Annotated in this window: 20 protein-coding genes; 9 read left to right on the top strand and 11 right to left on the bottom strand. The window is 38.8% G+C overall.

The genetic code is table 11. The features are described 5' to 3' along the window. The first annotated feature begins 64 nt into the window (after positions 1 to 64). Positions 65 to 502, top strand: coding sequence for a DUF3887 domain-containing protein (locus F4W09_RS04725; protein ID WP_228130554.1), 438 nt, complete (start codon positions 65 to 67; stop codon positions 500 to 502). A 59-nt stretch (positions 503 to 561) separates the two neighbouring features. Here F4W09_RS04725 and gltP read toward each other — a convergent pair whose 3' ends face one another. The 5 genes from gltP to F4W09_RS04700 form a co-directional block, all read right to left on the bottom strand. Beyond that, complete coding sequence (gene gltP, locus F4W09_RS04720) at positions 562 to 1,857, bottom strand: glutamate/aspartate:proton symporter GltP (protein ID WP_016165920.1); 1,296 nt, start codon at positions 1,855 to 1,857, stop codon at positions 562 to 564. 253 nt (positions 1,858 to 2,110) lie between these two features. Further along, positions 2,111 to 3,217 carry an ABC transporter permease gene (locus tag F4W09_RS04715; RefSeq protein WP_104440981.1) on the bottom strand — a complete coding sequence of 369 codons (1,107 nt, stop codon included), beginning with the start codon at positions 3,215 to 3,217 and terminating at the stop codon, positions 2,111 to 2,113. Continuing rightward, entirely contained in the window at positions 3,214 to 4,344 is a 1,131-nt protein-coding gene (locus F4W09_RS04710) for an ABC transporter permease (protein WP_151504175.1), read from the bottom strand. Before F4W09_RS04710 ends, F4W09_RS04715 begins: the two co-directional genes overlap by 4 nt. Continuing rightward, positions 4,344 to 5,507 (bottom strand): HlyD family secretion protein, encoded by a 1,164-nt coding sequence (locus tag F4W09_RS04705; protein WP_044740151.1) that lies wholly within the window; start codon positions 5,505 to 5,507, stop codon positions 4,344 to 4,346. The genes F4W09_RS04710 and F4W09_RS04705 overlap by 1 nt, the downstream gene beginning before the upstream one ends. Before the next feature lie 18 nt (positions 5,508 to 5,525). Further along, positions 5,526 to 6,944: a TolC family protein gene (locus tag F4W09_RS04700; RefSeq protein ID WP_228155321.1), complete on the bottom strand. Its 1,419-nt coding sequence runs from the start codon at positions 6,942 to 6,944 to the stop codon at positions 5,526 to 5,528. A gap of 1,042 nt (positions 6,945 to 7,986) precedes the next feature. Between F4W09_RS04700 and serC the strand changes: the two genes are divergently transcribed. Continuing rightward, positions 7,987 to 9,066, top strand: coding sequence for a 3-phosphoserine/phosphohydroxythreonine transaminase (gene serC / locus F4W09_RS04695; protein WP_044740150.1), 1,080 nt, complete (start codon positions 7,987 to 7,989; stop codon positions 9,064 to 9,066). Positions 9,067 to 9,123: 57 nt separating this feature from the next. On the opposite strand, the gene F4W09_RS17100 is transcribed toward serC, so the two are convergent. Both F4W09_RS17100 and F4W09_RS04690 read right to left on the bottom strand, forming a co-directional pair. Next, positions 9,124 to 9,264, bottom strand: a complete 141-nt coding sequence (locus F4W09_RS17100; protein ID WP_016165926.1) for a hypothetical protein — start codon at positions 9,262 to 9,264, stop codon at positions 9,124 to 9,126. A 419-nt stretch (positions 9,265 to 9,683) separates the two neighbouring features. Beyond that, complete coding sequence (locus F4W09_RS04690) at positions 9,684 to 10,613, bottom strand: hypothetical protein (protein ID WP_016165927.1); 930 nt, start codon at positions 10,611 to 10,613, stop codon at positions 9,684 to 9,686. Between the two features lie 281 nt (positions 10,614 to 10,894). On the opposite strand from F4W09_RS04690, the gene F4W09_RS04685 reads away from it, so the two are divergent. Further along, on the top strand, positions 10,895 to 11,371 hold the full coding sequence (locus tag F4W09_RS04685) for a YaiI/YqxD family protein (RefSeq protein ID WP_016165928.1): 477 nt from the start codon (positions 10,895 to 10,897) through the stop codon (positions 11,369 to 11,371). A gap of 12 nt (positions 11,372 to 11,383) precedes the next feature. Beyond that, on the top strand, positions 11,384 to 12,295 hold the full coding sequence (locus tag F4W09_RS04680) for a DMT family transporter (RefSeq protein WP_151504174.1): 912 nt from the start codon (positions 11,384 to 11,386) through the stop codon (positions 12,293 to 12,295). 9 nt (positions 12,296 to 12,304) lie between these two features. On the opposite strand, the gene F4W09_RS04675 is transcribed toward F4W09_RS04680, so the two are convergent. Next, a complete protein-coding gene (locus F4W09_RS04675) occupies positions 12,305 to 12,874 on the bottom strand; it encodes a PilZ domain-containing protein (protein ID WP_016165930.1) in 570 nt (189 codons plus the stop codon). A 25-nt stretch (positions 12,875 to 12,899) separates the two neighbouring features. Between F4W09_RS04675 and F4W09_RS04670 the strand changes: the two genes are divergently transcribed. The 3 genes from F4W09_RS04670 to F4W09_RS04660 all read left to right on the top strand — a co-directional run bounded on the left by F4W09_RS04670 (position 12,900) and on the right by F4W09_RS04660 (position 17,306). Next, complete coding sequence (locus F4W09_RS04670; RefSeq protein WP_016165931.1) at positions 12,900 to 14,135, top strand: lipoprotein-releasing ABC transporter permease subunit; 1,236 nt, start codon at positions 12,900 to 12,902, stop codon at positions 14,133 to 14,135. Continuing rightward, a complete protein-coding gene (lolD, locus tag F4W09_RS04665) occupies positions 14,128 to 14,811 on the top strand; it encodes a lipoprotein-releasing ABC transporter ATP-binding protein LolD (RefSeq protein WP_104440976.1) in 684 nt (227 codons plus the stop codon). Before F4W09_RS04670 ends, lolD begins: the two co-directional genes overlap by 8 nt. An 86-nt stretch (positions 14,812 to 14,897) precedes the next feature. Continuing rightward, complete coding sequence (locus tag F4W09_RS04660) at positions 14,898 to 17,306, top strand: DNA internalization-related competence protein ComEC/Rec2 (protein WP_151504173.1); 2,409 nt, start codon at positions 14,898 to 14,900, stop codon at positions 17,304 to 17,306. Here F4W09_RS04660 and F4W09_RS04655 read toward each other — a convergent pair. Continuing rightward, positions 17,296 to 18,243 (bottom strand): lysophospholipid acyltransferase family protein, encoded by a 948-nt coding sequence (locus F4W09_RS04655; RefSeq protein WP_044740145.1) that lies wholly within the window; start codon positions 18,241 to 18,243, stop codon positions 17,296 to 17,298. The genes F4W09_RS04660 and F4W09_RS04655 overlap by 11 nt on opposite strands. A 130-nt stretch (positions 18,244 to 18,373) precedes the next feature. Between F4W09_RS04655 and sppA the strand changes: the two genes are divergently transcribed. Both sppA and F4W09_RS04645 read left to right on the top strand, forming a co-directional pair. Next, positions 18,374 to 19,399 carry a signal peptide peptidase SppA gene (gene sppA / locus F4W09_RS04650; RefSeq protein ID WP_016165935.1) on the top strand — a complete coding sequence of 342 codons (1,026 nt, stop codon included), beginning with the start codon at positions 18,374 to 18,376 and terminating at the stop codon, positions 19,397 to 19,399. Continuing rightward, on the top strand, positions 19,390 to 20,190 hold the full coding sequence (locus F4W09_RS04645; protein ID WP_171492400.1) for an alpha/beta fold hydrolase: 801 nt from the start codon (positions 19,390 to 19,392) through the stop codon (positions 20,188 to 20,190). Before sppA ends, F4W09_RS04645 begins: the two co-directional genes overlap by 10 nt. 52 nt (positions 20,191 to 20,242) lie before the next feature. On the opposite strand, the gene purN is transcribed toward F4W09_RS04645, so the two are convergent. Both purN and purM read right to left on the bottom strand, forming a co-directional pair. After that, positions 20,243 to 20,875, bottom strand: a complete 633-nt coding sequence (purN, locus tag F4W09_RS04640; RefSeq protein ID WP_044740142.1) for a phosphoribosylglycinamide formyltransferase — start codon at positions 20,873 to 20,875, stop codon at positions 20,243 to 20,245. Next, positions 20,872 to 21,942, bottom strand: a complete 1,071-nt coding sequence (gene purM, locus F4W09_RS04635; protein WP_016165938.1) for a phosphoribosylformylglycinamidine cyclo-ligase — start codon at positions 21,940 to 21,942, stop codon at positions 20,872 to 20,874. Before purM ends, purN begins: the two co-directional genes overlap by 4 nt. Positions 21,943 to 21,961 lie beyond the last annotated feature (19 nt).

Here is a 21,961-nt window from a genome sequence, read left to right as displayed (position 1 = left end):
AAATTAAAAGGACGCTAAGGCGTCCTTTTTCTATATGATTTGCTGCATAAATAATGGGAAAAGAATGATGAAGATGAAGTATGCGATTCTAGCATCGGTATTGGTTTTCAGTGGGTGCGATAAACTGGGACAGCAGGCCAATATTCCAGATCCTAGTCCACAGCAAGTACAGGCTGCTCAAGAGGCCTATGATGATTTACGTGCGCAAAACTTTGATCGATTAATGACGCATTTTGAGCCTGAGTTGCAGGCACGCTATCAAGGCAATCAAAAAGATATGCAAAAGTTTGCACGTGGTTTGCCTCAAGAAAATTATAAAACCAAAAAAATTGTCTCAAAAAAATTGCTGAATGAAAGCAATCAGCCAAGTAAATATACTGTGACCTATGAATATGCCTATGATAAAAACTTAGTACAGTATGACGTGAGTTTTGATAAACCGAATGGCAGCAGCAAAATTCGAGACATTAGCGTGTCAGTATTTGGTGAGAAAATTGAATAATCAAAAGCAGTATTAAATAAAAAAGGACGCCTTAGCGTCCTTTTTAATTGCATTAGTAATTACAAAGTATCATTCAGTTGTACATTGTAGTTCTTTTGCTTTTCAGTATCGAATTGGCCTTCCCATTTACTGATCACGAGTACAGCCAAGGCATTACCAACAACATTTAATGCAGTACGTGCCATATCTAAAATACGGTCAATACCTGCAATAAACGCCAGACCTTCAAGTGGAATACCAACGCTGCCTAAAGTCGCCAATAGCACCACGAAAGAAACACCAGGTACACCTGCAATACCTTTAGAGGTAATCATAAGAGTAAGCACGAGAATGATTTGCTGACCTAAGCTTAAGTCAATGCCATAGAGCTGAGCAATGAAAATCGCGGCGATACTTTGATACAGTGTTGAACCATCCAAATTGAATGAATAGCCAATTGGGATAACAAAACTGGTAATTGTTTTTGGCGCGCCATAAGCTTCCATTTTTTCCATAATACGTGGAAGTACGGTTTCTGAACTGGCAGTCGAGTAAGCTAAAATCAATTCATCTTTTAAGATTTTAATAATGGTCCAAATGCTGAATCCGCAAATTTTGGCAACAAATCCTAATACAATAAAAGTGAAGAAGAAAATAGCGGCATACACCAATACGGCAAGTTTGACCAATGGAAGTAACGAGCTAAAGCCAAAGTTTGCAACGGTCGCAGCGATCAAGCCGAATACACCTAAAGGTGCAAACTTCATGATCATGTGTGTAACTTTGAACATTGTCTCAGAAACACCATGCAATACCTGAATCAGCGGTTGTTTCGTTTCTTTAGACAAAGAACCTAAGCCAATACCAAACAATACCGAGAAGAAAATAATCGGCAGCATTTGACCGCTAGTTAATGCAGCAAAGAAGTTCGGTGGAATTAGCGACAAAATGGTTTGTACTAAACCATGAGAATGTTGGCTAACTTCATGACTGGTTTCTTGATATTTAGAAATATCGACTTGAGTTAGCGTCGACATATCAATACCAGCGCCTGGCTGGAATATATTTGCCGCAACCAAGCCAACAATAATGGCAATGGTTGTAATAATTTCAAAATATAAAATAGTTTTGAAACCTAGGCGACCAACATTGGTACCATGACTTGTATTCGCAATGCCGAGAATCAGCATTGAAACTACAAGTGGGATTACAATCATTTTGATGAGGCTAATGAATATTGAACCTAATGGGCTCAATAAATTAGTTACAAAGGCATCACGATATTCAGGAGAATAGTGCAGAAAAGAGCCTAGAAGTACACCTAAAATGAGTGCAATTACAATTTGCCATGCAAGGCTTATCTTAATTTTTTTCATACTCAGCTCAGAAAAAAAATTAGGGGCAAAAAATATCTGCAAGAACTCTTATGCTGCATCAAAATGCGATGGCACGAAAAAAAGAAGAATGCTGGCAGATGGAAGGTGGCTATTGTGAAGTTATTATGAAGAATGAGCGATCTTTTTTTAATTTATTATTATTGATTGATTGTTATTTAATCAATTTAATTTGGTAATACGATTAATTATAGAAAATAGATTAATTTGTAAAATAAAAGTGGTGAATATGTGGCTATTTAGGTCTGATACATAAGCGATAATGTGCCCAGCTTAAACAGATGCTTGCAAAAACACTCAGATAAATGAGCTTAGTAATGACCATTTGCGTAGGTACACCCATCTGATTCAATTGAATAAACATTTGAATACCTTGAGTAGATGGTAGAACTGAGCCTAAGTATTGCATCCATTGTGGCATAGCGGCATGTGGCCATGCTGTACCCGAAAGTAAAAATAGCGGAATGGAGGTGAAAACAATAAGATGACCAGCGCGTTCGGGAAGATCCAGATAAGAAGCCAAGACAAGACTCAGCCCAATCACACTGCTTATAAAAATTGGGACAGCAATCAGCATTCCCAAAAAATTTCCGCCACGTGGATAGTCATAGAACCAAAAGGTAAAACCAAATAAATAAAAGCAGCCTAAACAACCTATGCTTAGCGCAGCAGCAAATAATCCCCAAAACTCAGTTGTTTTGCTCCGCCAATTTGAGTTGCGATAACCTGCTATCAGCATACACAAGCCCAAGACAATAGTTTGATGAATAATTAATGGGGCAATCGCCGGAAAAATATAACTGCCATAGCCTGAAAGTGTATTAAATAATGGAATTTGATGAACAGAAAGGACGGGTGAAAAATGTGAAATCTGTCCAAACTTTTCTGCGCGTTCAGCGAGGGTATTTTCAATGGCTGTTGCCAATCCTAAACCAATTTGTTTAGTTCTTAAAAAATAGGCAGCACTCAAATATAACCCAACACCTCCGACTTCACCGCGATGAATACTATTAGACAAATTATTTGGTAATAGCAAAATACCATCTGCACGTTGTTGCTTTACCCACATCTCTGCTTCGGCAAAATTTCCTGTTACCGCACGAACCTGAATATTTGGACTGTTACTTGCTGCATTAATGATACTGGCAGTTAAAGTACTTTGTTCTTCATCTACAATAATGATGGGTAATGATTCAGCATGTTGTGCTTTGTATGCTGTTGGGTAGAAAAAACTATAAAAGAAGATAGAAAGCACCATCGTTGTGAGAATGGAACTATTCTTTGTAATATCTTTAAATGTTTTTACAAAGTAGAAAAGAAATGACTTTAATGTTTGTTTCATTCCTGCACCTCTACTCGACGTTTTTTTAATAACAGGAAAGAAGTTGTCCAATAGACGAGACAATAACAACCTAGAATTGCTAAAGGAATGAATGAAAGTTGTATCGGACTACCAACGACCCATTGTTCAGTTTGAAGTTTGGCATAAGGGGTGTACGGAATAATATTTGCCCAAAATTTGGTAAATGCAGGAGCATTATTTAAGGGGAGTGTCACACCTGCAAAACTTAAGGATGAACCGCCATATACAGCAATAAAGCCGAAAGTTTTGGCTAAATTATGGGTAGCTAATACTACAGTTGCACTAATTAAAGCATAGGCAAAATAAAATAAAAACTGAGCTAAAAGTAAGAGCCAGAGTTGACCAGCCACAAACCACCCTCGAATTTCTATAAGCCAGAACATCCACAACCATGTCCAAATACTGAAAATAAAAACATATACAAGAGCTTTACTGAGTAACGCTATCCATATTGTTGAAGATTTCAGCCAGTCTTTTGCAGACCCAAATTGAAATTCTTGACCTACGGAAAATGCCACACAACAACAGAGTAATAAATGTAGAACAGCAGGAATGACAAAAGGTTCTAAATAAAATTCGTAACTGAGACTCGGATTGTGGAGTGGCGAGATTTTCACATTAGGGGTAGGGATGTCTAAATAGGGAATATTATTTTCTAAATAATTTTGTCCCATGTAATTTGCCATGGCTTGCACAGTACTGCTGAGCATGGCTGAAGAAATGGTATTGCCGACGCTGAAGTAGCTTTGGTTAAATGCAAGAGCAATTTGAGCATCCTTGGCCTGAACCAGTCGTTGTTCAGCACCTTCTGGAATCAGTACGTAGCCCCATATTTTTGTTTCATTCAGTAGGCGTTCGGCTTCATTGGAATCGGGCGTTACTGTATAAATAGTTAAGCTTTGATTGCTGGATAAATATTTTTCGATGTTTCGACTCAGACTACTCTGATCTTGATCAATAATCGCAATGGGTAAATGTTCAGGTTTTCCCTGTGCAAACATGCAGCTAAATAGCACAATGACACATAAAGGCGCGAGTGTAACTAAACACAAGTCCCATTTGTGTGTGGCTAAATAGCGAAGTTCACGCCAGAGACCAGCCCACATCAGGATTTCTCTTTAACTTTAAACAGCACACTCATGCCGACTTTGAGATCAGGAATGGGCGTACTTGGTGTTAAATGGAGCTTGAAACTACGGATGTCGTAGCCTCCAGTTTGTCGCGTTGTTTTGATGGTGGCAAACTCACCCTCTGCATCAATGTTTTCAATTTTAAATTGTGCAGTTTTATTTAAAGCGGGTATAAATCCTTCCAAAGTTTTAGCTTGATAGACCTGAGCATACTGATCTTCTCGAACATTTAAGCTCACCCAGAGCTCATCGTCTAAAATAATACTCATGACAGGCACGCCAATCGCGACTAATTCTGAGACTTTGCCGTAGGTTTTGGAAATTGTACCGTTTACAGGTGAATATAATTTTGTTTCAGCATCTAGCGCATTGGCCTCTGCAACCGCAGCTTTAGCAATTTCAACCTGCGCATCGGCTGTGGATTTCTGTTCAGTTGTACTTCCTCGTTTTGCCCGAGCATATTGTTGATAGGCTGCTTCAGTCAACTGAGCAGCAGATTGGGCGGCAGCCTGCATTTCGTCACGGCGCTGACGTGAAATAACACCCTCCTGAAAAAGTTTTGCTCCACGTTGGTAGGTTGTCTGTGCCAACTCTTGTTGAGCTTTCACGGCTTGCCAGTTGGCAAATAGGGTATCAATATTCTCTTGTTGTGAGCCTCGATCAGCTGTCGATTGCAGTGCTAGTGCAGATTGCAAAGTAGCCAGTGCCTGCTGTTTTTTAGCATCAATCTCAGGACTATATAAGCGTACGAGAGGCTGATTTTTTTGAACTTTTTCCCCATCATGTACATAGAGTTCTTCAATTCGGCTTGGTATTTTGGTACTGATATGAATGGTTTCCGCTTCAACTCTTCCTTGTATTTCAACCATTTTGGGTTGGTAGCTTTTCCACAAACCAAATGCGATTAACCCAAGCAGTAAGATGGCTAGAATAATACCGAAGCTTTTCAGAAGCTTAGTTTTTGATGTTGGATCAGTCACTTTTTTAGAGACATCATTTAACTGTTCTGCTGAATTTTCTGTCTCAGTGTTATTTTCGGTCAGTTGCACTGATACATCCGTTTCAGATTTAGCTGTTTTTTCTTCTTCCAATGAGGAAGCATTAGGTTCTTGATCAGGTGTTGATTGATCTTGATTCATGTGGTTTCCCCATTAAAGTTAACGAATATATTGCGTATTTTTTTGATTTACATAGCTTTGAAACTCAGCTATAGAACCGTGGCTTTGTAATAAAGTGGCTAATGACATCACATATTTATAAGCATTCAGTGCCATCTCAGATTTAAGAGCCGTCATGGCATTTTGAGCATCAATGACTTGTGTGGCCGTACCCATATCTTCTTTGAAAGAAAGTGTTTGAATACGTAAATTTTCTTGTGCGGCTAACATGTTTTGTTGCAGTAAAACATGGCTTTGTTGTGCAGTTTCAAGCTCGCTATATGATTTATAAATCATGTTTTCGATTTCTTGCTTGGTACGCTCAGTGGTTAATTGTAAAGCGTATCTTTGTAATTCAGCAGCTTGTATATTTTTTTGTTTGTCGATGCCCGAAAATAAATTGTACTGAGCGGCAATACCAACAATCCAGTTTTGATGTTCATCTAAGCTGTATTCACCGAAGGCAAATACAGTCGGCTTTTTGGCTGCCGATTCCGCTTTTACTTTTACTCCAGCAAGTTCAGTATCCTTTTGCAATTTTTGAACCAGAGAGGATTGTTCAGGGTAACTTTTTAATAATTGATTAATCGAATGATTTTGGGTTGTATTGATAAAAAGAGGCGTGCTTAATTCTGTTATTTCACTGCTTTGGAGTAGATTATTCAACTGAAACAAGCTGGCTTGTAGGTTGGCTTGGGCATTTTGTGCTAAACGTTCAGCATTGTTTTTAGCAACTTCAAATTGCATCCGTTGCCCTTTGCTAATAAAGCCTTGCTGTTCTAATTTCAATGCATTTTGATAATGCGTTTGCATCGCTTGAGCATTAAAGCGGCTTGCCGCTAATAATTGTGTCTGTAATTGAGAGTTAAAATAAGCCTGAATAATTTCGAAACGTTGAAGGTCTTGTTGCTGTTTGTTATTGATAACGCTGCGCTCTGACTGAATTTGTGCCATTTGTTTGGCACTAGAGGTCAACCCGCCAGTATATAAAGGCATAAAAACAGAAACAGTAGGACGTACGACTTGATCATCCAAATTCACAGTCGCTTCATTGGGAATTAATCCAACGCCACGGTCAATGACTTGCCCAACACTATCTTTTAGCGTGTCTGTAATTCCGCTGGGTATGCCACTATTATTTTGCCATTGATCAATTTGATTATTCACGCCCTGAGTAAGCGTATTATCCAGATTGTTTTTTAAGGAGTTTAGTGGCACATCCACTTCATTATGGAAGGCATAAGCACGTACATTTAAATCTATACGCGGGAGTCCGAGCCCTTTCACTGCTTCGGCTTGCAGTTGAGCAGATTGTTGTAGAGCTTGCGCAGCTCGAGTGCTATAGGATTGAGTCAGTATGTTTTGTTCAGCCTCAATATAGCTGATTGATTTTGCATAACTTGGAGTATGAAATAGCATACTCGTACATAGGCAAATAAAACTAGGGAAAACGGGATTCATCCTAAGCGTTAATTTTCTTGGTTTTAATTGAAAACGCTGTGGCATTAATCAAACTCGCATTGTTGTTGTAATGAATTATACAGATCTTTATTTTATTGGTGTAAACGGGCGCGTTTACATTGTGAGTGTTGCAGATGCTAGACTCATTTTCCAGTAAATAGATAATACGATAAATTTAAACTTTTTAAAAAATTACATAGATAAAAATAGCAATGACAGCGTACGTTTTCAATTTACATTTACTTGTATCAATGCAATCAGACCAGATCTATATTCATTAAATCTTAGATTTATTTTATCAGAACAATGGTTTTGCTTGATCCAACTCGAACCAGAGTTTTGCACCGTTCATGTTTCTTATGGTTACTTACTCATCTCGCTTCCGAATATTGTAGTAAGACATAAATCTCAAAATATCATGATTTACACCATATTTTAACTGGCTATCTTATTTGTAGAATGGATGAGAGTAAGGTCAGTCCTTGTGAGTTGGTGCTGGTTTCTATGTTGAATCATCCCATACTTAGCTTAATGAATTTAATACTGCTTTCAACGGTTTTTTTAAGCTACGACAAATGTAGTGGGTATTTTAGTTTGAGGTGACTAGCCAAAATTTGTATGCTCAATCTACATGTCACAGGATTAATATACATGATGAAAAATTATTGAAAGATTTAAAAGAACAACATTTTACTTGGCCTAAAAAGAAAAAAATTCATGTTTAGCGTTATGTTGAATTGGGCTGTTATTTAATAGCTACGATGTTGATTCATGCTATGGTGATGATTTCAGCATTAATTGTACGTATAGTCAGCTACTTAGTGACTGTTAAATCATTTAATAAAGCTATTCCACCTAAAAAAGAATCGATCTTTATTGAAGTTTTGACTTTAAATACCCGATAGCATTGAAATATTTTCAGGATAATTTACTGCAAGCCTGAGCAAGATATGATTAAATGCCATCATTTTATTGTGTTTCACCTCTGAAAGGAAAAATCATGCGCGCGTACAATTTCTGTGCTGGTCCTGCTGCATTACCTACTGCCGTTTTAGAAAAAGCTCAACAAGAGTTGTTGGATTGGCATGGCAAAGGGCTGTCCATTATGGAAATGAGCCACCGTAGCAAAGACTATGTTGCAGTTGCAGAAAAGGCCGAAGCTGACTTACGTAAGCTCATGAACATTCCTGAAAATTACAAAGTGTTATTTTTACAGGGTGGGGCATCACTACAATTCTCTGCAATTCCATTAAACCTGTTGGGTAAAAACAACAAAGCGGACTATATCCATACGGGTATTTGGTCTGAAAAAGCGTTGCAAGAAGCGCAGCGTTATGGCGATATTCATGTTGTAGAAGCTGGAACAAAAATTGACGGCAAACTCGCGATTACGCCACAAAGTCAATGGAATTTATCGGATGATGCTGCGTATGTGCATTATGCAGATAATGAAACAATTGGTGGTCTACAGTTCGCTGGCATTCCAGAAACAGATAAGCCATTGGTCTCTGATTTTTCATCAAGCATATTGTCTGCGCCTTTAGATGTGTCTAAATTTGGGTTGATTTATGCAGGTGCGCAAAAGAATATTGGTCCAGCAGGCTTAACATTGGTCATTATTCGTGAAGATTTACTGGATCAAGCGAAACCAGAAATTCCAAGTTTGTTGAAATATTCTGCTCAAGCTAAAAATGATTCGATGGTGAATACACCATCAACATATGCATGGTATTTGTCAGGTTTAGTATTTGAATGGTTACTTGAAAATGGCGGTGTAGATGCCATGCATCAAGTGAATCTGCAAAAAGCACAATTGCTTTATGGCTATATTGATTCTAGCGACTTCTATGCAAATCCAATTGCAGAAGCAAACCGTTCAATTATGAACGTACCATTTACTTTGGCGAATCCAGATTTAGAAAAATTATTCCTGAAAGAAGCTGAAGAAAATCACTTGTTGAATTTGGCAGGTCACCGTTCTGTAGGTGGTATGCGTGCAAGTATTTATAACGCCGTTCCTTTAGAAGGGGTACAAGCGTTGGTTAACTTTATGGATGACTTTGCAAAACGTAATGGTTAATCCTAATATGCAAAAACCCATCTGAATAAGATGGGTTTTTTTATTTTAAGCGTAAAATTAAAGAATAAACTGGTGCAGAATATAAGCCGATGACATCATGCCAAAAATAAAAAAAATGCATGACATCACATCAAGAGGGTAGCGTTGTTCAAGTTGAGTTTCAACGCGCTGTAAATTTTCTTCTTGTACGATTTTCATAGATATTTCGTTCCGATCTATATTATCGTTAAATCCTATTGCTTGTTCATATTATAGACATAAAAAATTGATTAAATAAAGTACTAATTTGCATTAATTTGAAAATCGTGCATATTTTAATTTAAATAACTTCTCTATATTCAATAAATCTAACTTTTACTCAGTATTATTATAACTAAATGTTTTTATTTGTTTTTTATTTTAAGAGGAATACAGCAGTAAATAAATTTAAAATTGTGGATAAGTGTGCATTATTTGAATTTAAAAAGAATCTTAAAATAAAAAATTGTGGATAAAATATAAGCAGTGATATGTGGCTGACTTTTTTTAATGGGAGTTAAATAAAAAAAGCGAAATACAAATCATGGATTCGATATGATCTGTATTCCGCTTTTTAAGATGCTATCTTGATGAAAAAATTAATTTTTTGAGTGAATACTCACTTGAACCCAAATATTGCCACGAATGTATTGACCAATATTAAAATGTCTATATTGATCATCTTTGGTCGCAATACGAATGAGGGTAGCTTCTTGATTTTCATCATGAATAAGCGTTACATCGTAGAGCGTATATTCTTGCCCCATAAATTCTAGGCTAGTTTTGCCTACAATATTTCCTTGGAACCAAGCCTCATCTTCTTGTCCCATTTTTTCGCCATACAAATAGGCCACCATTTTGGAGAAGTCGACAGTGACGGGCGCTTTATCATCATCAGATTTAGGCTCCCATGCATCTATTTGCTCTTGTAGATTGGCGGGTGCAATACCATCATTTGCAGCCAGAATATCATTCAAGGCACGGTGATGTTTAATTGAAGCTGGATCATCTACTACCAGTTGTTCATGTTCAGAAACTGCTTCTAATTCATAGGCCCATGCATTTAATTGAACCAAATAGGTTTGATCTTTTTGGTATTGATCATGATTCACACTGTAGAGACTATCAAATGCATAAACAATGCTATTGTCGCCTAAATTTAAACGCAGTACTGCCTGAGTATTAGATTTACAGCTAATAATCCGCTCAATTGAGGCTTTGACTTTATACGGGCTTTCAAAACTTGGAAAAGCGGTCTTCACCGCTTTAGGCTTATTGTTTTCAACAGCAATCACTTGGCAAAGTTGTACTTTTTCCTTGCTAGGACCTTGAATCAACCATACAGATGCATCCATATCACATTCTTCACGGCAAAGTCCCATTGGCATGATGGGTTCATCAAGCGCCAGACCTAACCATTTGGGAACTTCAGTGGCTGGATTCTCTGTCAGCAGATTCCAATGCTCAATATGACTGCCGAAGTTTTGATCTTCAATGCTGATCATTTCTGGTCTGTTTTGATTTTTCATAAGCACAATTTTGAATGTTCAGTGGCTTTAATCTATTAATCGAGGGTGATTTGGAGATTTCAAGTCTATCTGGATGAAAATAAGGGTAAAAATACAAACTAAGTGATGAATCTGGACTGAGAAAGGAAAGCATGTTGTATATTTGTGAGCATCCCAATTTTAAGTTAACGCGTTTTTCATCTTGCCTTTTATTAATATTATACTTTTCAAGTATATTTAAAATGAACAGCAGAGTAATGCAGAGCTTTTTGTTACACTGAGTGAAATTTTTAATATCGTAGATGCCTGTGTTAGCTTTTAAACTCTGGGTTGATGCTGATGCATTGCCAAAAATTTTACGTGAAGTGATTTTACGTGCTTCAGATCGTTATCAGTTAGAGGTAACTTTTGTTGCCAACCAAAACGTGGGGATTACGCCTTCCGTGCGTATTAACTCCATACAAGTGATGAGTGGCGCAGACGCAGCCGACCAAGAAATTGTATCGCGTATGCAAGCCAATGACATTGTAGTGACACAAGATATTCCTTTGGCGGCTCAAGTGATTGAGAAAGGGGGGATTGCCATTCATCCCCGTGGTGAAATTTATACCACTGCCAATGTAAAAGCACGTCTACATTTACGTGATTTTATGGATACCTTGCGCGGAGCAGGTGTACAAACTGGTGGTCCACCGCCAATTTCAGAACGTGATAAGCGCGAATTTTCGAGTAGTCTTGATCAAACGATTCAAAAGCAAAAGCGCAAAACTAGCGTTTAAATGGAATTGACTATGCCATCCAAAGCCAATTTGATGTTCACCTATGCCTTATTGGTGTTCATTTGGGCAACCACACCATTAGCCATTGTATGGAGTGTTTCAGACATCCATTTAATGTGGGCACTGGTCTTGCGATTTTTCATCGCATTACCTTTGGCTTTGGGACTTGTTTATGTATTGAAAGTACATTTGCCATTTGACCGAATTAGTTTGCAAAGTTATCTGGCAGGCGCTGCCAGTTTTATTGGCTCGCAAATTTTTACCTATATGGCGACCCGTTATTTATCCTCAGGGATGATTGCTTTGATGTTCGGTTTAGCCCCGATTATGGCAGGACTAATAGGTCGTTTTGCATTTCAGCAACATTTACATCGACTGCAATGGTTGGGCATGACGATTTCAGTATCAGGTTTAGCGATTATTTGCTTTACGGGTAGTCAGCAACATGTGCATCCAATCGGCATCCTGCTGATGTTGCTTAGCGTATTTATTTATGCTTTATCAATGTTTTGGGTCAAAAAAGTCAATGCACCTATCAATCCTATTGCGCAAGCAACAGGTTCAATTTTAGTGTCGAGCATTGTGGCGGCTTGTTTAATTCCTTTTATTTGGCAGTATGCACCTACTCATATACCACAAGTAAAATCGATATTGGCATTGTTGTATACCGTAATCATGGCATCTCTGATTGCGATGTTCTGTTATTTTAAATTGGTACAAAACTTACAGCCGACCACCATTTCATTAACCACAGTCATGACACCAATTCTAGCAATGTTGATTGGTGCCTTGTTGAATCAGGAAATGTTGTCGGTAATGGTTTTTGTGGGTGCGGGCATTTTATTATTGGGTTTATTTATCTATTTTTATCGAGATTTAAAAGCGAGCAGAGAGCTCGCTCTTAAACTCAAGCGATCCAAATAATCTGCGAGTTTAATCTTTGGATTGTTCCAAGTCGACGCATTCAGCCAATTTGACCCGATCTTGTGGGTGTAATGTAATAAAATAGGCGCCTGTGCGGAATTTTCCTTTACCTTCGTCTCGGCTGTAAACAACCTGAGCCGTCGCAGCAATGTGAAAGAAGTTTTCAGGATGACTCAAAGTGACATGAATGTAAGTGCCTTCCTGAATTTCACGGTCACTGTGAAAACTAAATCCACTCTCAGAAAAATTGACATGTTCAGGCACAGGTAACATGGATTGTACAATTGCGTCGTATAAAGAGCCTGTAATGAGGTTTAATTTTTGATTGAATAAGGATAATATTCGAGCAATTTGTTGATCTTTTTCAGTTAATTGTTCTAATTCGTAGTTTAATGCCAGATCAAATTGATCTAATTCTGCGAGTAGTAGAAAATAGCGGGGCAAGACAAAATTTGGATCGTAAGGATCATTAAGAGCAACATCATCAGAAATAATCTGATAATTAATTCGCAAGGCAGCATCGATACGTGACATAACTCTACGTTCCGCTGAGGCGCTTTGATGCTGTAAATTTTCCATAATGTATTACCTCGGACTAGATGGTATGTTTAAACCAATCTCGCTGTACATCGGGTTAAGATATACTCGCGCACGGCGTAGCAACCACTTTATTTCTTTTATTGCTCTGGTTTCAATGATCGGTCTCACATTAGGTGTGGCTGTGCTCATTACAGTTTTATCTGTGATGAATGGGTTTGACCGAGAATTAAAAAACCGTGTACTAGGCATGATACCTCAGGCCACTGTTTCATCAACACAAATTTTAACAGATTGGCCTGAACTTGCAAAAAAAGTTGAACAGCATGAGCATGTTAAAGGTGTTGCGCCATTTACTCAATTACAAGGCATGATAACTGCACATGGTCAGGTCTCTGGTCTTATGGTGACAGGTATTGAGCCAGAATACGAGAGAAAAGTCTCGATTATTCAAGATCACATGGTCGAAGGTAATATTGATCAATTGAAAAAAGGCGAATTTGGCATTGTTTTAGGCAAGCAATTAACCGATGCGTTGGGCTTGGGTTTGAACGATAGTGTTACGTTGGTCTTGCCAGAAGCAACGCCGTCACCTGCGGGTGTGGTGCCACGCTTCAAGCGTTTTAAAATTGTTGGCATATTTAGCATTGGAGCGGAAGTAGACTCCATGATGGGCTATATTGCCCTGAATGATGCATCAACGTTGCTTCGTTTGCCTGATGGTGCACAAGGAATACGCTTAAAGTTGGATGATATTTTTGTTGCACCACAAGTAAGTAATGAAATTGTACGCGAATTGCCAGGCAATTATTACGCTTCAGACTGGACTTATACCCACGGTAATTTGTTCAGTGCCATTCAAATGGAAAAGGCGATGGTCAGTCTGCTGTTGTTCCTGATTGTATTGGTTGCGGCATTTAATATTGTCTCGTCGCTGGTGATGGTAGTCACTGATAAAAAGGCAGATATTGCGATTTTAAGAACTCTAGGTGCTTCACCTGCGACCATTACCAAAATTTTTATGGTACAAGGTACAGTCATTGGCGTTATTGGTACTGTAGCCGGTGCGATTTTAGGCATTATTTTCGCAACTGGGATTAGTGGTTTTATTGACTGGGTGAATACAGCACTAGGTTTACATTTATTTGATGCCTATTTTATTAATTACTTACCTTCTTATTTAAGATGGCAAGATGTAGTGATTATTGTCAGCCTATCTTTAATTTTAAGTTTCTTGGCGACCATTTACCCTGCATTACGTGCTGCTAAAATTCAACCTGCGGAGGCTTTGCGTTATGAGTAACGTGGTATTAGAAGCCAAAAATGTGGTTAAACATTTTACGGATGGCAAATCAACGGTTGAAGTGATTAAAGGTCTATCTTTAAAAGTCCATGCTGGTGAGTTTGTTTCGATTGTAGGTTCAAGTGGTTCTGGTAAAAGCACTTTGCTACATGTGTTGGGTGGATTAGATCGTCCTACAGAAGGGCAAGTCTGGCTTAATGGTCAGCGTTTTGACCATATGGGAGAAGCTGAACGAGGCTATTTGCGTAACCAGCATCTCGGTTTTGTGTATCAATTCCATCATTTATTACCTGAATTTTCTGCTTTAGAAAATGTTGCGATGCCGCTAATGTTACGTGAAGGGACGAACTATAAAGACGTCAAAGCACAGGCCGAATATTTATTAAATCGTGTTGGGCTATCGCATCGTTTAACGCATAAGCCTGGTGAATTATCAGGTGGTGAACGTCAGCGTGTTGCACTTGCACGTGCCTTGGTAGCAAAACCAGCACTAATGATGGCGGATGAACCTACAGGCAATTTAGATCGGAAAACTGCGGTTAAAATTTTCGAATTACTCAGCGATTTACGTCAAGAATTTAATATGGCAATGTTAATTGTCACGCATGATGAGCAATTGGCACAAACGGCAGATTCTATATTGCATATGCAAGATGGTCTTTGGGCTGAACCGTAATAAAATTTAAATTCTTATCTTGTACTTGAAGCCCACCTTGGTGGGCTTTATGATGTGCGGCACGCATAAAAACAATATGAAAAATAATGATGTATTACATATTAGTCGCTTGGATTTTAGGTATCACGGGTATGGGAAAGGTTTGGGCACTGACAGGTCAAACTTGTGCTCTATTGGCAATAGTATGTTTGATTTTTCAATGTGTTCTCTTTAAATTCCCACAACTCAATTTGCCATCGATTCGATTAATAAGGCTAAGTTTATTGTGTTTGCTGAGTTTTAATTTGGCTTACGTATACGCAGACAGTTCTTTAACACAACGTCTCTCTTTACGTGAATTGACCGCGAAACCTGCTGAAGTGATTGTGCATGTAAAATCATTGAATCAACTTCAATCCAATCATGTTCAACAACAGATTGTTGTACTGAATAATCAAAAGCAACCTGTAAAATGGTTAGCTTATATCCATCCATCATCGGACACTTCGCTCGAATTGGGTCAATACTACCGATTGTATGGAGAGGTGTTACCAGCCCATAGTTATGCAATTGAAGGCGCATTTGATCAAGAAAAATGGTTTTTGCAGCAAAACATCATGGCTGCATTTCGAGTAAAAAAAGCAGAAAAGCTGACTGAACAACAACTTTATGCTATGGGGTTCATGTCCTATTTAAGACAGCAGAACAGTATAGTTGCTGAAATACAGTTGGCCATTGAGCAACAAAGATTAAAGTTGCGAAATACATTACAACAGCAATCCTTGCATCACTCAGGTTTACTTTTGGCGTTGTTAACAGGTGACCAAAGTTTATTGAACCCCGAAGTTGAAGCATTATTTAAACGTATGGGACTCAGTCATCTATTGGCAATTTCTGGTCCCCATGTTTTGATCTTTGCCGTAATGTTGTGTTGGATGATTCATCGGTTAATTATCCGTTTTACACCCAGTTGGTATTTACGTTATCCCAAACCTTATTTATTGGTGATTCCATTTTGTATGGGAGTATTGCTCTATACGGCTTTTGTGGGGTTTGAAATTCCTGCATTAAGGACACTGTTAACCAGTTGTATTGTTGCTGTGCTGATTTTATTGAGATTCAAATTACAAGCCCTGCAAGTACTCCTCCTCAGTGCTGCAATTCTACTATTTTTAGATCCCTTTAGTATTCTGTCCGCTGCCTTTTGGTTGTCTTATTGCGCCTGTTTAGTGTTGCTACGAATTTATCAAACCATACAGCAGCAACCTGAGCAGTTGATGCTAACGCGTTATGCACAACTTAAGTTATACATTGCTATTTTATTTGAATCACAATGGAAAATATTTTTAGCGTTATTACCCTTGATGTTGGTTTTCTTTCAACAAGTGGTCTGGATTGCACCATTCAGTAATATGCTGGCATTACCATGGTTAAGTCTGCTTGTTGTTCCATTAAGCATTATTGCGACCCTGTGTTTGTGGGTTATTCCTCCATTAGGAACTCTGTTATTTAAATTGAATGATCTAGGTGTGTCTTTTTTACTTTCAATTTTAAATACTGGTGATCAGATATTCGGTTCAACGGTACAAAATATTGCCATGAGCTGGACAGTGATGTTTGGGCTGATTTTGGGTTTGATTATTCTGTTTTTACCTCGGGGTATTGTGCCAAAAAGTTGGAGCGTTGTCTGCTTTTTACCGATTTTTATACTGGATGAATCAAAACATGCGTTTGAATTACAAATTTTAGATGTTGGGCAGGGGCAAGCTATTTTTTTACAAAACCACAATCAGCAGATGATGATTGATATGGGTGGTCATTATGATGAACAAAAATTTAGTGTAGGACAGCAACTCATTCGTCCTTTTTTAAATAGTAGGGGAATATCTAATTTAGATCAGTTGGTATTGACTCACTTAGACCAAGATCATAGCGGCGCATACTTTTCTTTACGTTCAACTTTGCCTATTCAAACAATTTACAGTAATGAGCAGGTTCGCGTAATGCCTGAGTCTCAATTCAATTATTGTCATTCAGGACAGGTATGGCAATTAAAGGGTGTCAAAATACAGGTATTATCACCAAAAGAGCAGCAATTAACTGAAGTTACTCATAATCAAAATGAGCTTTCTTGTGTGCTCTATGTTCAAGTGCAAAATGCCCAACCGTATGCCAACTTTTTACTTATGGGAGATGCGGGGTGGGAAGCAGAATATCAGATTTTAAAGGACTATCCAGATTTAAAAGTGGATGTTCTGGTATTGGGGCATCATGGTAGTAAAAACAGTTCGGCTTATGATTTTTTAAAACAATTAAAACCCAAAATTGCGATTGCCTCTGCGGGAATTAATAACCGTTATGGTCATCCAAGTAAGCTGACTCTACAGCGTTTAAATGAACTTAAGATTCCGCTTTACAGCACAATTGACAAGGGGAGTATTCAATTTATACAGGCACAGGATCAAACGATACAATTAAATTTTTATCGTGATCAGCAGCGTTGGCTTAATCGCTAGTCTGCTGTTGTCTAATTTTCATGACCAATGATATGGCTTGTTCATGAGGTAAGTTATAGAGATTGCGTAACGCTGGATTGGCTTTAAAACGCTTATAGCTCCAATGATAATGTTCTGGGAAACGTTGAATCAGTTTTTCAATTTCATGATGAATAACTTCTGTACCATCATTGGCACTGCCATGATAAATTTCATCAGAGATTGGCTCTATATGCATGTCAAAGCCATGCGCATCATTACGAATTGCATATAGCAATAATGCTTTAGCTTTAGTTTTTTGAATCAGCTTGGCACTTAAATTACTCGACTCTAATGGTAAACCAAACATAGGAACCAACTCTCCGCCAACATTGGGAGTGTGGTCGGGCAAAATAACGGTCGTTCCACCTTGTTTTAATGCTTTAAAAATTTGTCGTACACCCGTTTCATCGGTCGGAACCAGATTCGCTTGTTCGCGGCTGCGTGCACTTCGTACGAAATTATCCGCTGCTGGATTTTTTACAGGTTTATATAGAATCGTCATTTCAGTAAATTGGGCGACCCAAGCATTCATCACTTCCCAAGTGCCAAAATGTGGAACAATCAATACCACCCCTTTTTTCTCAGCCAGCGCATCGTGTAAATACTGTTCACCAGTAATTGAATGAATACGTGAGATGTTTTTCTGATTTTCTGAGCCCCAAATACTAAAGAATTCAAAATAGGATATGAGTTCATTTCGAATGGCGTGTTGGGTAATCAATTCACGTTGCTGGTCAGTCAGTTCAGGTAAAGCAATTTCAAGATTGAGACGAATTGTTTGTGATGTTTTAGAAATTTTTAATACGTTCACTAAACTCGCGAGTGAACGGGCAATCATGCGAGAAATTTGAATAGGTTGTCGACTTACAAATTGGAGTACGCGATCAGTCATTGTTTTTGAAGTTTTGTCAGTCATTGCCTAAAAAATATGAGGATAAGAAATATAAAACAGTAATTATTATAGGCGAAAATACAGGGTTTAAATAGTTTATTGCGTTTGCATGTATATAATGGGGGTAATTTTATTCATTATTGGATCATATTAAATGTCCGATTGGCCACCTAAACCACAAAACGAAAGTCATATTACACAACAAAATTTAGAAAAGCAGTCAGGAAAAGAATGGCAAATTCTTGAGAAAGCCGTATTGGCTTCCGTGGAAGAGCAACGTCGCGCACGTCGTTGGAGCATATTCTTTAAGTTGCTGACTTTTGCTTATCTTCTCTTCATCTTGGTAATTTTGGGTAAAAGCTGTAGCACTGCTCCTACAGATGTCAGTTCGACTACAGGATCACATATCGCAGTAGTTGATATTATTGGCACAATTGCCGCAGATAAACAAAGTGTGAATAGTGAAGACACCATCAAATCTTTGAAGAAAGCATTCGAGAATAACAATAGTAAAGCTGTTGTCTTAAATATCAATTCACCTGGTGGCTCTCCAGTCCAGTCAGATGAAATTTGGCAAGAAATTCAATATCTCAAACAACAGCATAAAGATAAAAAACTGTATGCTCTTATTGGTGATACTGGTGCATCAGGTGCTTATTATATTGCTTCTGCGGCAGATGAAATTATTGTCAACCCATCGAGTTTAGTCGGTTCTATTGGGGTAATTATGCCGAATTATGGTGTGAATGGGTTGATGCAAAAGTTGGGTGTAGAAGACCGCACAATGACTTCAGGTGAAAACAAAGCAATTTTATCAATGACTCAACCGGTTGATGCTGCGCAGAAGGCACATGTACAAGCCGTATTAGATAATGTACATGATCACTTCATTGACGCGGTTAAGAAAGGTCGTGGCGCCAAATTGAAATCGCAAGACCCTGCCATTTTCTCTGGACTATTTTGGACAGGTGAGCAAGCAGTAAAACTTGGGATTGCTGACCGTACAGGTAGTCTAAATAGCTTGAAACGTGAACTGAAAATCGATAAAACAGTGGACTATACCGTTCAATATAATCCATTGGATTCTGTTCTGGGGCGTATGGGAAGTTCAATCGGACAAGGTTTTGCAACTTCACTCTCAGAGCAAGTTCAAGCTGAGCAAACGACAAAATTACAATGAAACCACTGATCCACTTTGCGCATGCCAATGGTGTGCCATCCAAAGTTTATGAAAAGCTTTTTCATTTACTTAGAGATGATTACGATATTGTCTATGTTCCACTCATCGGAACTGACCAGCGTTACCCTGTGACCAATCATTGGCCGCACTTGGTGGATCAGCTAACCGACAGTATTGTACGTCAGGCCCATGGGCGTCCAGTCATTGGATTGGGGCACTCTTTAGGTTCTGTCTTGACCATGATGACAGCATATAAGCGACCTGAATTATTTCAGCAAGTGATTATGCTGGATCCACCACTGATTATGGGTAAAGCCTCTTTACTGTTCCACACGGCGAAGTTATTTCAACCGAAACTGGTGGATCGTATGACGCCAGCAGGTCTGAGTAATCGCCGCCGTGATCATTGGGAGTCTCGTGAACAGGCAGGTGAAATGTTACGACCGAAAAGCCTATATCAAAAATTTGATGATGAGTGCTTTCGGGCTTATTTAGATTATGCCTTAACCGAAGATGCTGAGCGCGGTGGTGTAACCTTGACCATTCCTAAAGCTGCTGAAGTTGCAATATTTCGTAATACACCATCTTGGTGGTGGTTACCTATGCCGAAACCTAAAGTTCCGATGCATTTGGTGGTCGGGGATCAAAGTGAGTTTCTAAAACACGGTTTTCCGCAAGTTGCCAAGAAAAAAGTGGGTATTCCATTTAGTGTGGTTGCAGGCGGGCATATGTTCCCTCTGGAACGCCCTGAAGCGACGGTAGAATTGATTAAGCAGTTGATTCAGCAATAACAGAAAATAAAAAATGCATCCGAGGATGCATTTTTTATTCGAATATTATTCTTTACAGTTTACAAAATTGAATGGGTTCATTCAAAACTTGATTGCGATACATCACGGTATTGGTGTTGTGATATTGCAAGGCACCTGTGCAGATCCATTCTACAACTTGAGGATAGATCAAGTGTTCGAGTTCATGCACGCGCTGTGCAAGTTGTTCGACATCATCATGACGTGCAACTTTCAATACACCTTGTGCCAAAGATTGTCCTGCATCTAACTCTGCGGTGACATAGTGCACGGTACAACCATGATACATATCACCTGTATTTAGCACGCGTTGGTGGGTATGCATACCTTTATAGTGTGGCAAAAGAGAAGGGTGAATATTGAGCATTTTCCCTTCCCATGCATGGACAAACTTAGCACTTAAGATGCGCATGAAACCTGCCAATACCACTAAATCAACATTCCAATCTAATAACTGTTGATGCATTACATCATCAAATGTTTCTCGAGTTGGATATTGTTTGTGCTCAATGACAGCAGTCTGGATGCCTGCTTGTTGAGCACGTTTTAGCGCGTACGCTTCAGGCTTATTGCAAATTACACCTACAATTTGCCCTGATAGACGGGCATCTATCAGCGCTTGTAAGTTACTGCCACTTCCTGAAACAAGGACAGCAATTTTCATTATGCAAAGATTACGCGGACTTTCTCGTCAGCACCTTCAACAGATTCTGCGTTGTCTACGATGTGACCCATAGCCCAAGCTTTTTCACCTTGTTCAGTTAAAAGCGCAATGGTTTTATCTGCATCATTTGCATCAACAGCAATAACCATACCTACGCCACAGTTGAAAGTACGGTACATCTCGAATTGTTCAACACCACCTTCTTTTTGAAGAAGTTTGAACAATTCTGGCCATTCCCAAGAAGATTCATTAATAATTGCTTGAGCACCATTTGGTAACACACGAGGTAAATTACCAGGTAAACCGCCACCAGTGATGTGTGCCATTGCATGAACATCAACTTGTTTGCAAAGTTCAAGAATTGGTTTGACATAAATACGCGTTGGTTCCATTGCTGTATCAGCAAGTGGGCGACCATCTACAATTTGAGTAAGATCGACATTTTTCACGTCTAAAATTTTGCGAAGCAGAGAGTAGCCATTTGAATGTGCACCGCTTGATGCAACACCAATTAAGATATCACCCGCTTTAACTTTAGAGCCATCAATGATTTTGCTTTGCTCAACGACGCCTACACAGAAACCTGCAAGGTCATAATCTTCGCCTTCATACATGCCTGGCATTTCAGCAGTTTCACCGCCTACCAATGCGCAGCCCGCAAGCTCACAGCCTTTACCAATACCTGTAACGACATCAGCAGCGACATCAACATTTAAATGACCTGTTGCATAGTAGTCAAGGAAGAATAATGGTTCTGCCCCACACACTAAAAGATCGTTTACGCACATTGCAACTAAGTCTTGACCAATTGTGTCATGACGGTTTAAGTTCAATGCTAAACGTAATTTAGTACCCACACCATCTGTGCCAGATACTAGAACAGGCTCTTCATAGCCTTTAGGAATTTTACATAGTGCGCCAAAGCCACCTAATCCGCCCATCACTTCAGGGCGAGTTGTACGCTTAGCGACAGATTTGATTCGATCGACAAGTGCGTCGCCCGCTTCAATATCGACACCTGCATCTTTATAGCTTAAACCAGTGTTTGGGGTAGAAGTTGAGTTGCTCATAGTGAAGTCTCCGCATTTG

This window comes from Acinetobacter tandoii (assembly GCF_008867985.1).
Classification (GTDB): domain Bacteria; phylum Pseudomonadota; class Gammaproteobacteria; order Pseudomonadales; family Moraxellaceae; genus Acinetobacter; species Acinetobacter tandoii.
Note: the sequence above shows the minus strand (reverse complement) of the source record. Positions and strands in the feature narration are given on the sequence as shown.

Excerpts from the sequence above, each read along its gene's own strand:
- F4W09_RS04705 (WP_044740151.1), bottom strand. The coding sequence starts at position 5,507 with ATGAATCAAGATCAATCAACACCTGATCAAGAACCTAATGCTTCCTCA.
- F4W09_RS04690 (WP_016165927.1), bottom strand. The coding sequence starts at position 10,613 with ATGAAAAATCAAAACAGACCAGAAATGATCAGCATTGAAGATCAAAAC.
- F4W09_RS04685 (WP_016165928.1), top strand. The coding sequence starts at position 10,895 with ATGCCTGTGTTAGCTTTTAAACTCTGGGTTGATGCTGATGCATTGCCA.
- sppA (WP_016165935.1), top strand. The coding sequence starts at position 18,374 with ATGTCCGATTGGCCACCTAAACCACAAAACGAAAGTCATATTACACAA.
- F4W09_RS04675 (WP_016165930.1), bottom strand. The coding sequence starts at position 12,874 with ATGGAAAATTTACAGCATCAAAGCGCCTCAGCGGAACGTAGAGTTATG.
- purM (WP_016165938.1), bottom strand. The coding sequence starts at position 21,942 with ATGAGCAACTCAACTTCTACCCCAAACACTGGTTTAAGCTATAAAGAT.
- F4W09_RS17100 (WP_016165926.1), bottom strand. The coding sequence starts at position 9,264 with ATGAAAATCGTACAAGAAGAAAATTTACAGCGCGTTGAAACTCAACTT.
- serC (WP_044740150.1), top strand. The coding sequence starts at position 7,987 with ATGCGCGCGTACAATTTCTGTGCTGGTCCTGCTGCATTACCTACTGCC.
- gltP (WP_016165920.1), bottom strand. The coding sequence starts at position 1,857 with ATGAAAAAAATTAAGATAAGCCTTGCATGGCAAATTGTAATTGCACTC.
- lolD (WP_104440976.1), top strand. The coding sequence starts at position 14,128 with ATGAGTAACGTGGTATTAGAAGCCAAAAATGTGGTTAAACATTTTACG.
- F4W09_RS04715 (WP_104440981.1), bottom strand. The coding sequence starts at position 3,217 with ATGAAACAAACATTAAAGTCATTTCTTTTCTACTTTGTAAAAACATTT.
- F4W09_RS04655 (WP_044740145.1), bottom strand. The coding sequence starts at position 18,243 with ATGACTGACAAAACTTCAAAAACAATGACTGATCGCGTACTCCAATTT.
- F4W09_RS04670 (WP_016165931.1), top strand. The coding sequence starts at position 12,900 with ATGTTTAAACCAATCTCGCTGTACATCGGGTTAAGATATACTCGCGCA.
- F4W09_RS04710 (WP_151504175.1), bottom strand. The coding sequence starts at position 4,344 with ATGTGGGCTGGTCTCTGGCGTGAACTTCGCTATTTAGCCACACACAAA.
- F4W09_RS04700 (WP_228155321.1), bottom strand. The coding sequence starts at position 6,944 with ATGCTATTTCATACTCCAAGTTATGCAAAATCAATCAGCTATATTGAG.
- F4W09_RS04680 (WP_151504174.1), top strand. The coding sequence starts at position 11,384 with ATGCCATCCAAAGCCAATTTGATGTTCACCTATGCCTTATTGGTGTTC.
- F4W09_RS04660 (WP_151504173.1), top strand. The coding sequence starts at position 14,898 with ATGATGTATTACATATTAGTCGCTTGGATTTTAGGTATCACGGGTATG.
- F4W09_RS04725 (WP_228130554.1), top strand. The coding sequence starts at position 65 with ATGATGAAGATGAAGTATGCGATTCTAGCATCGGTATTGGTTTTCAGT.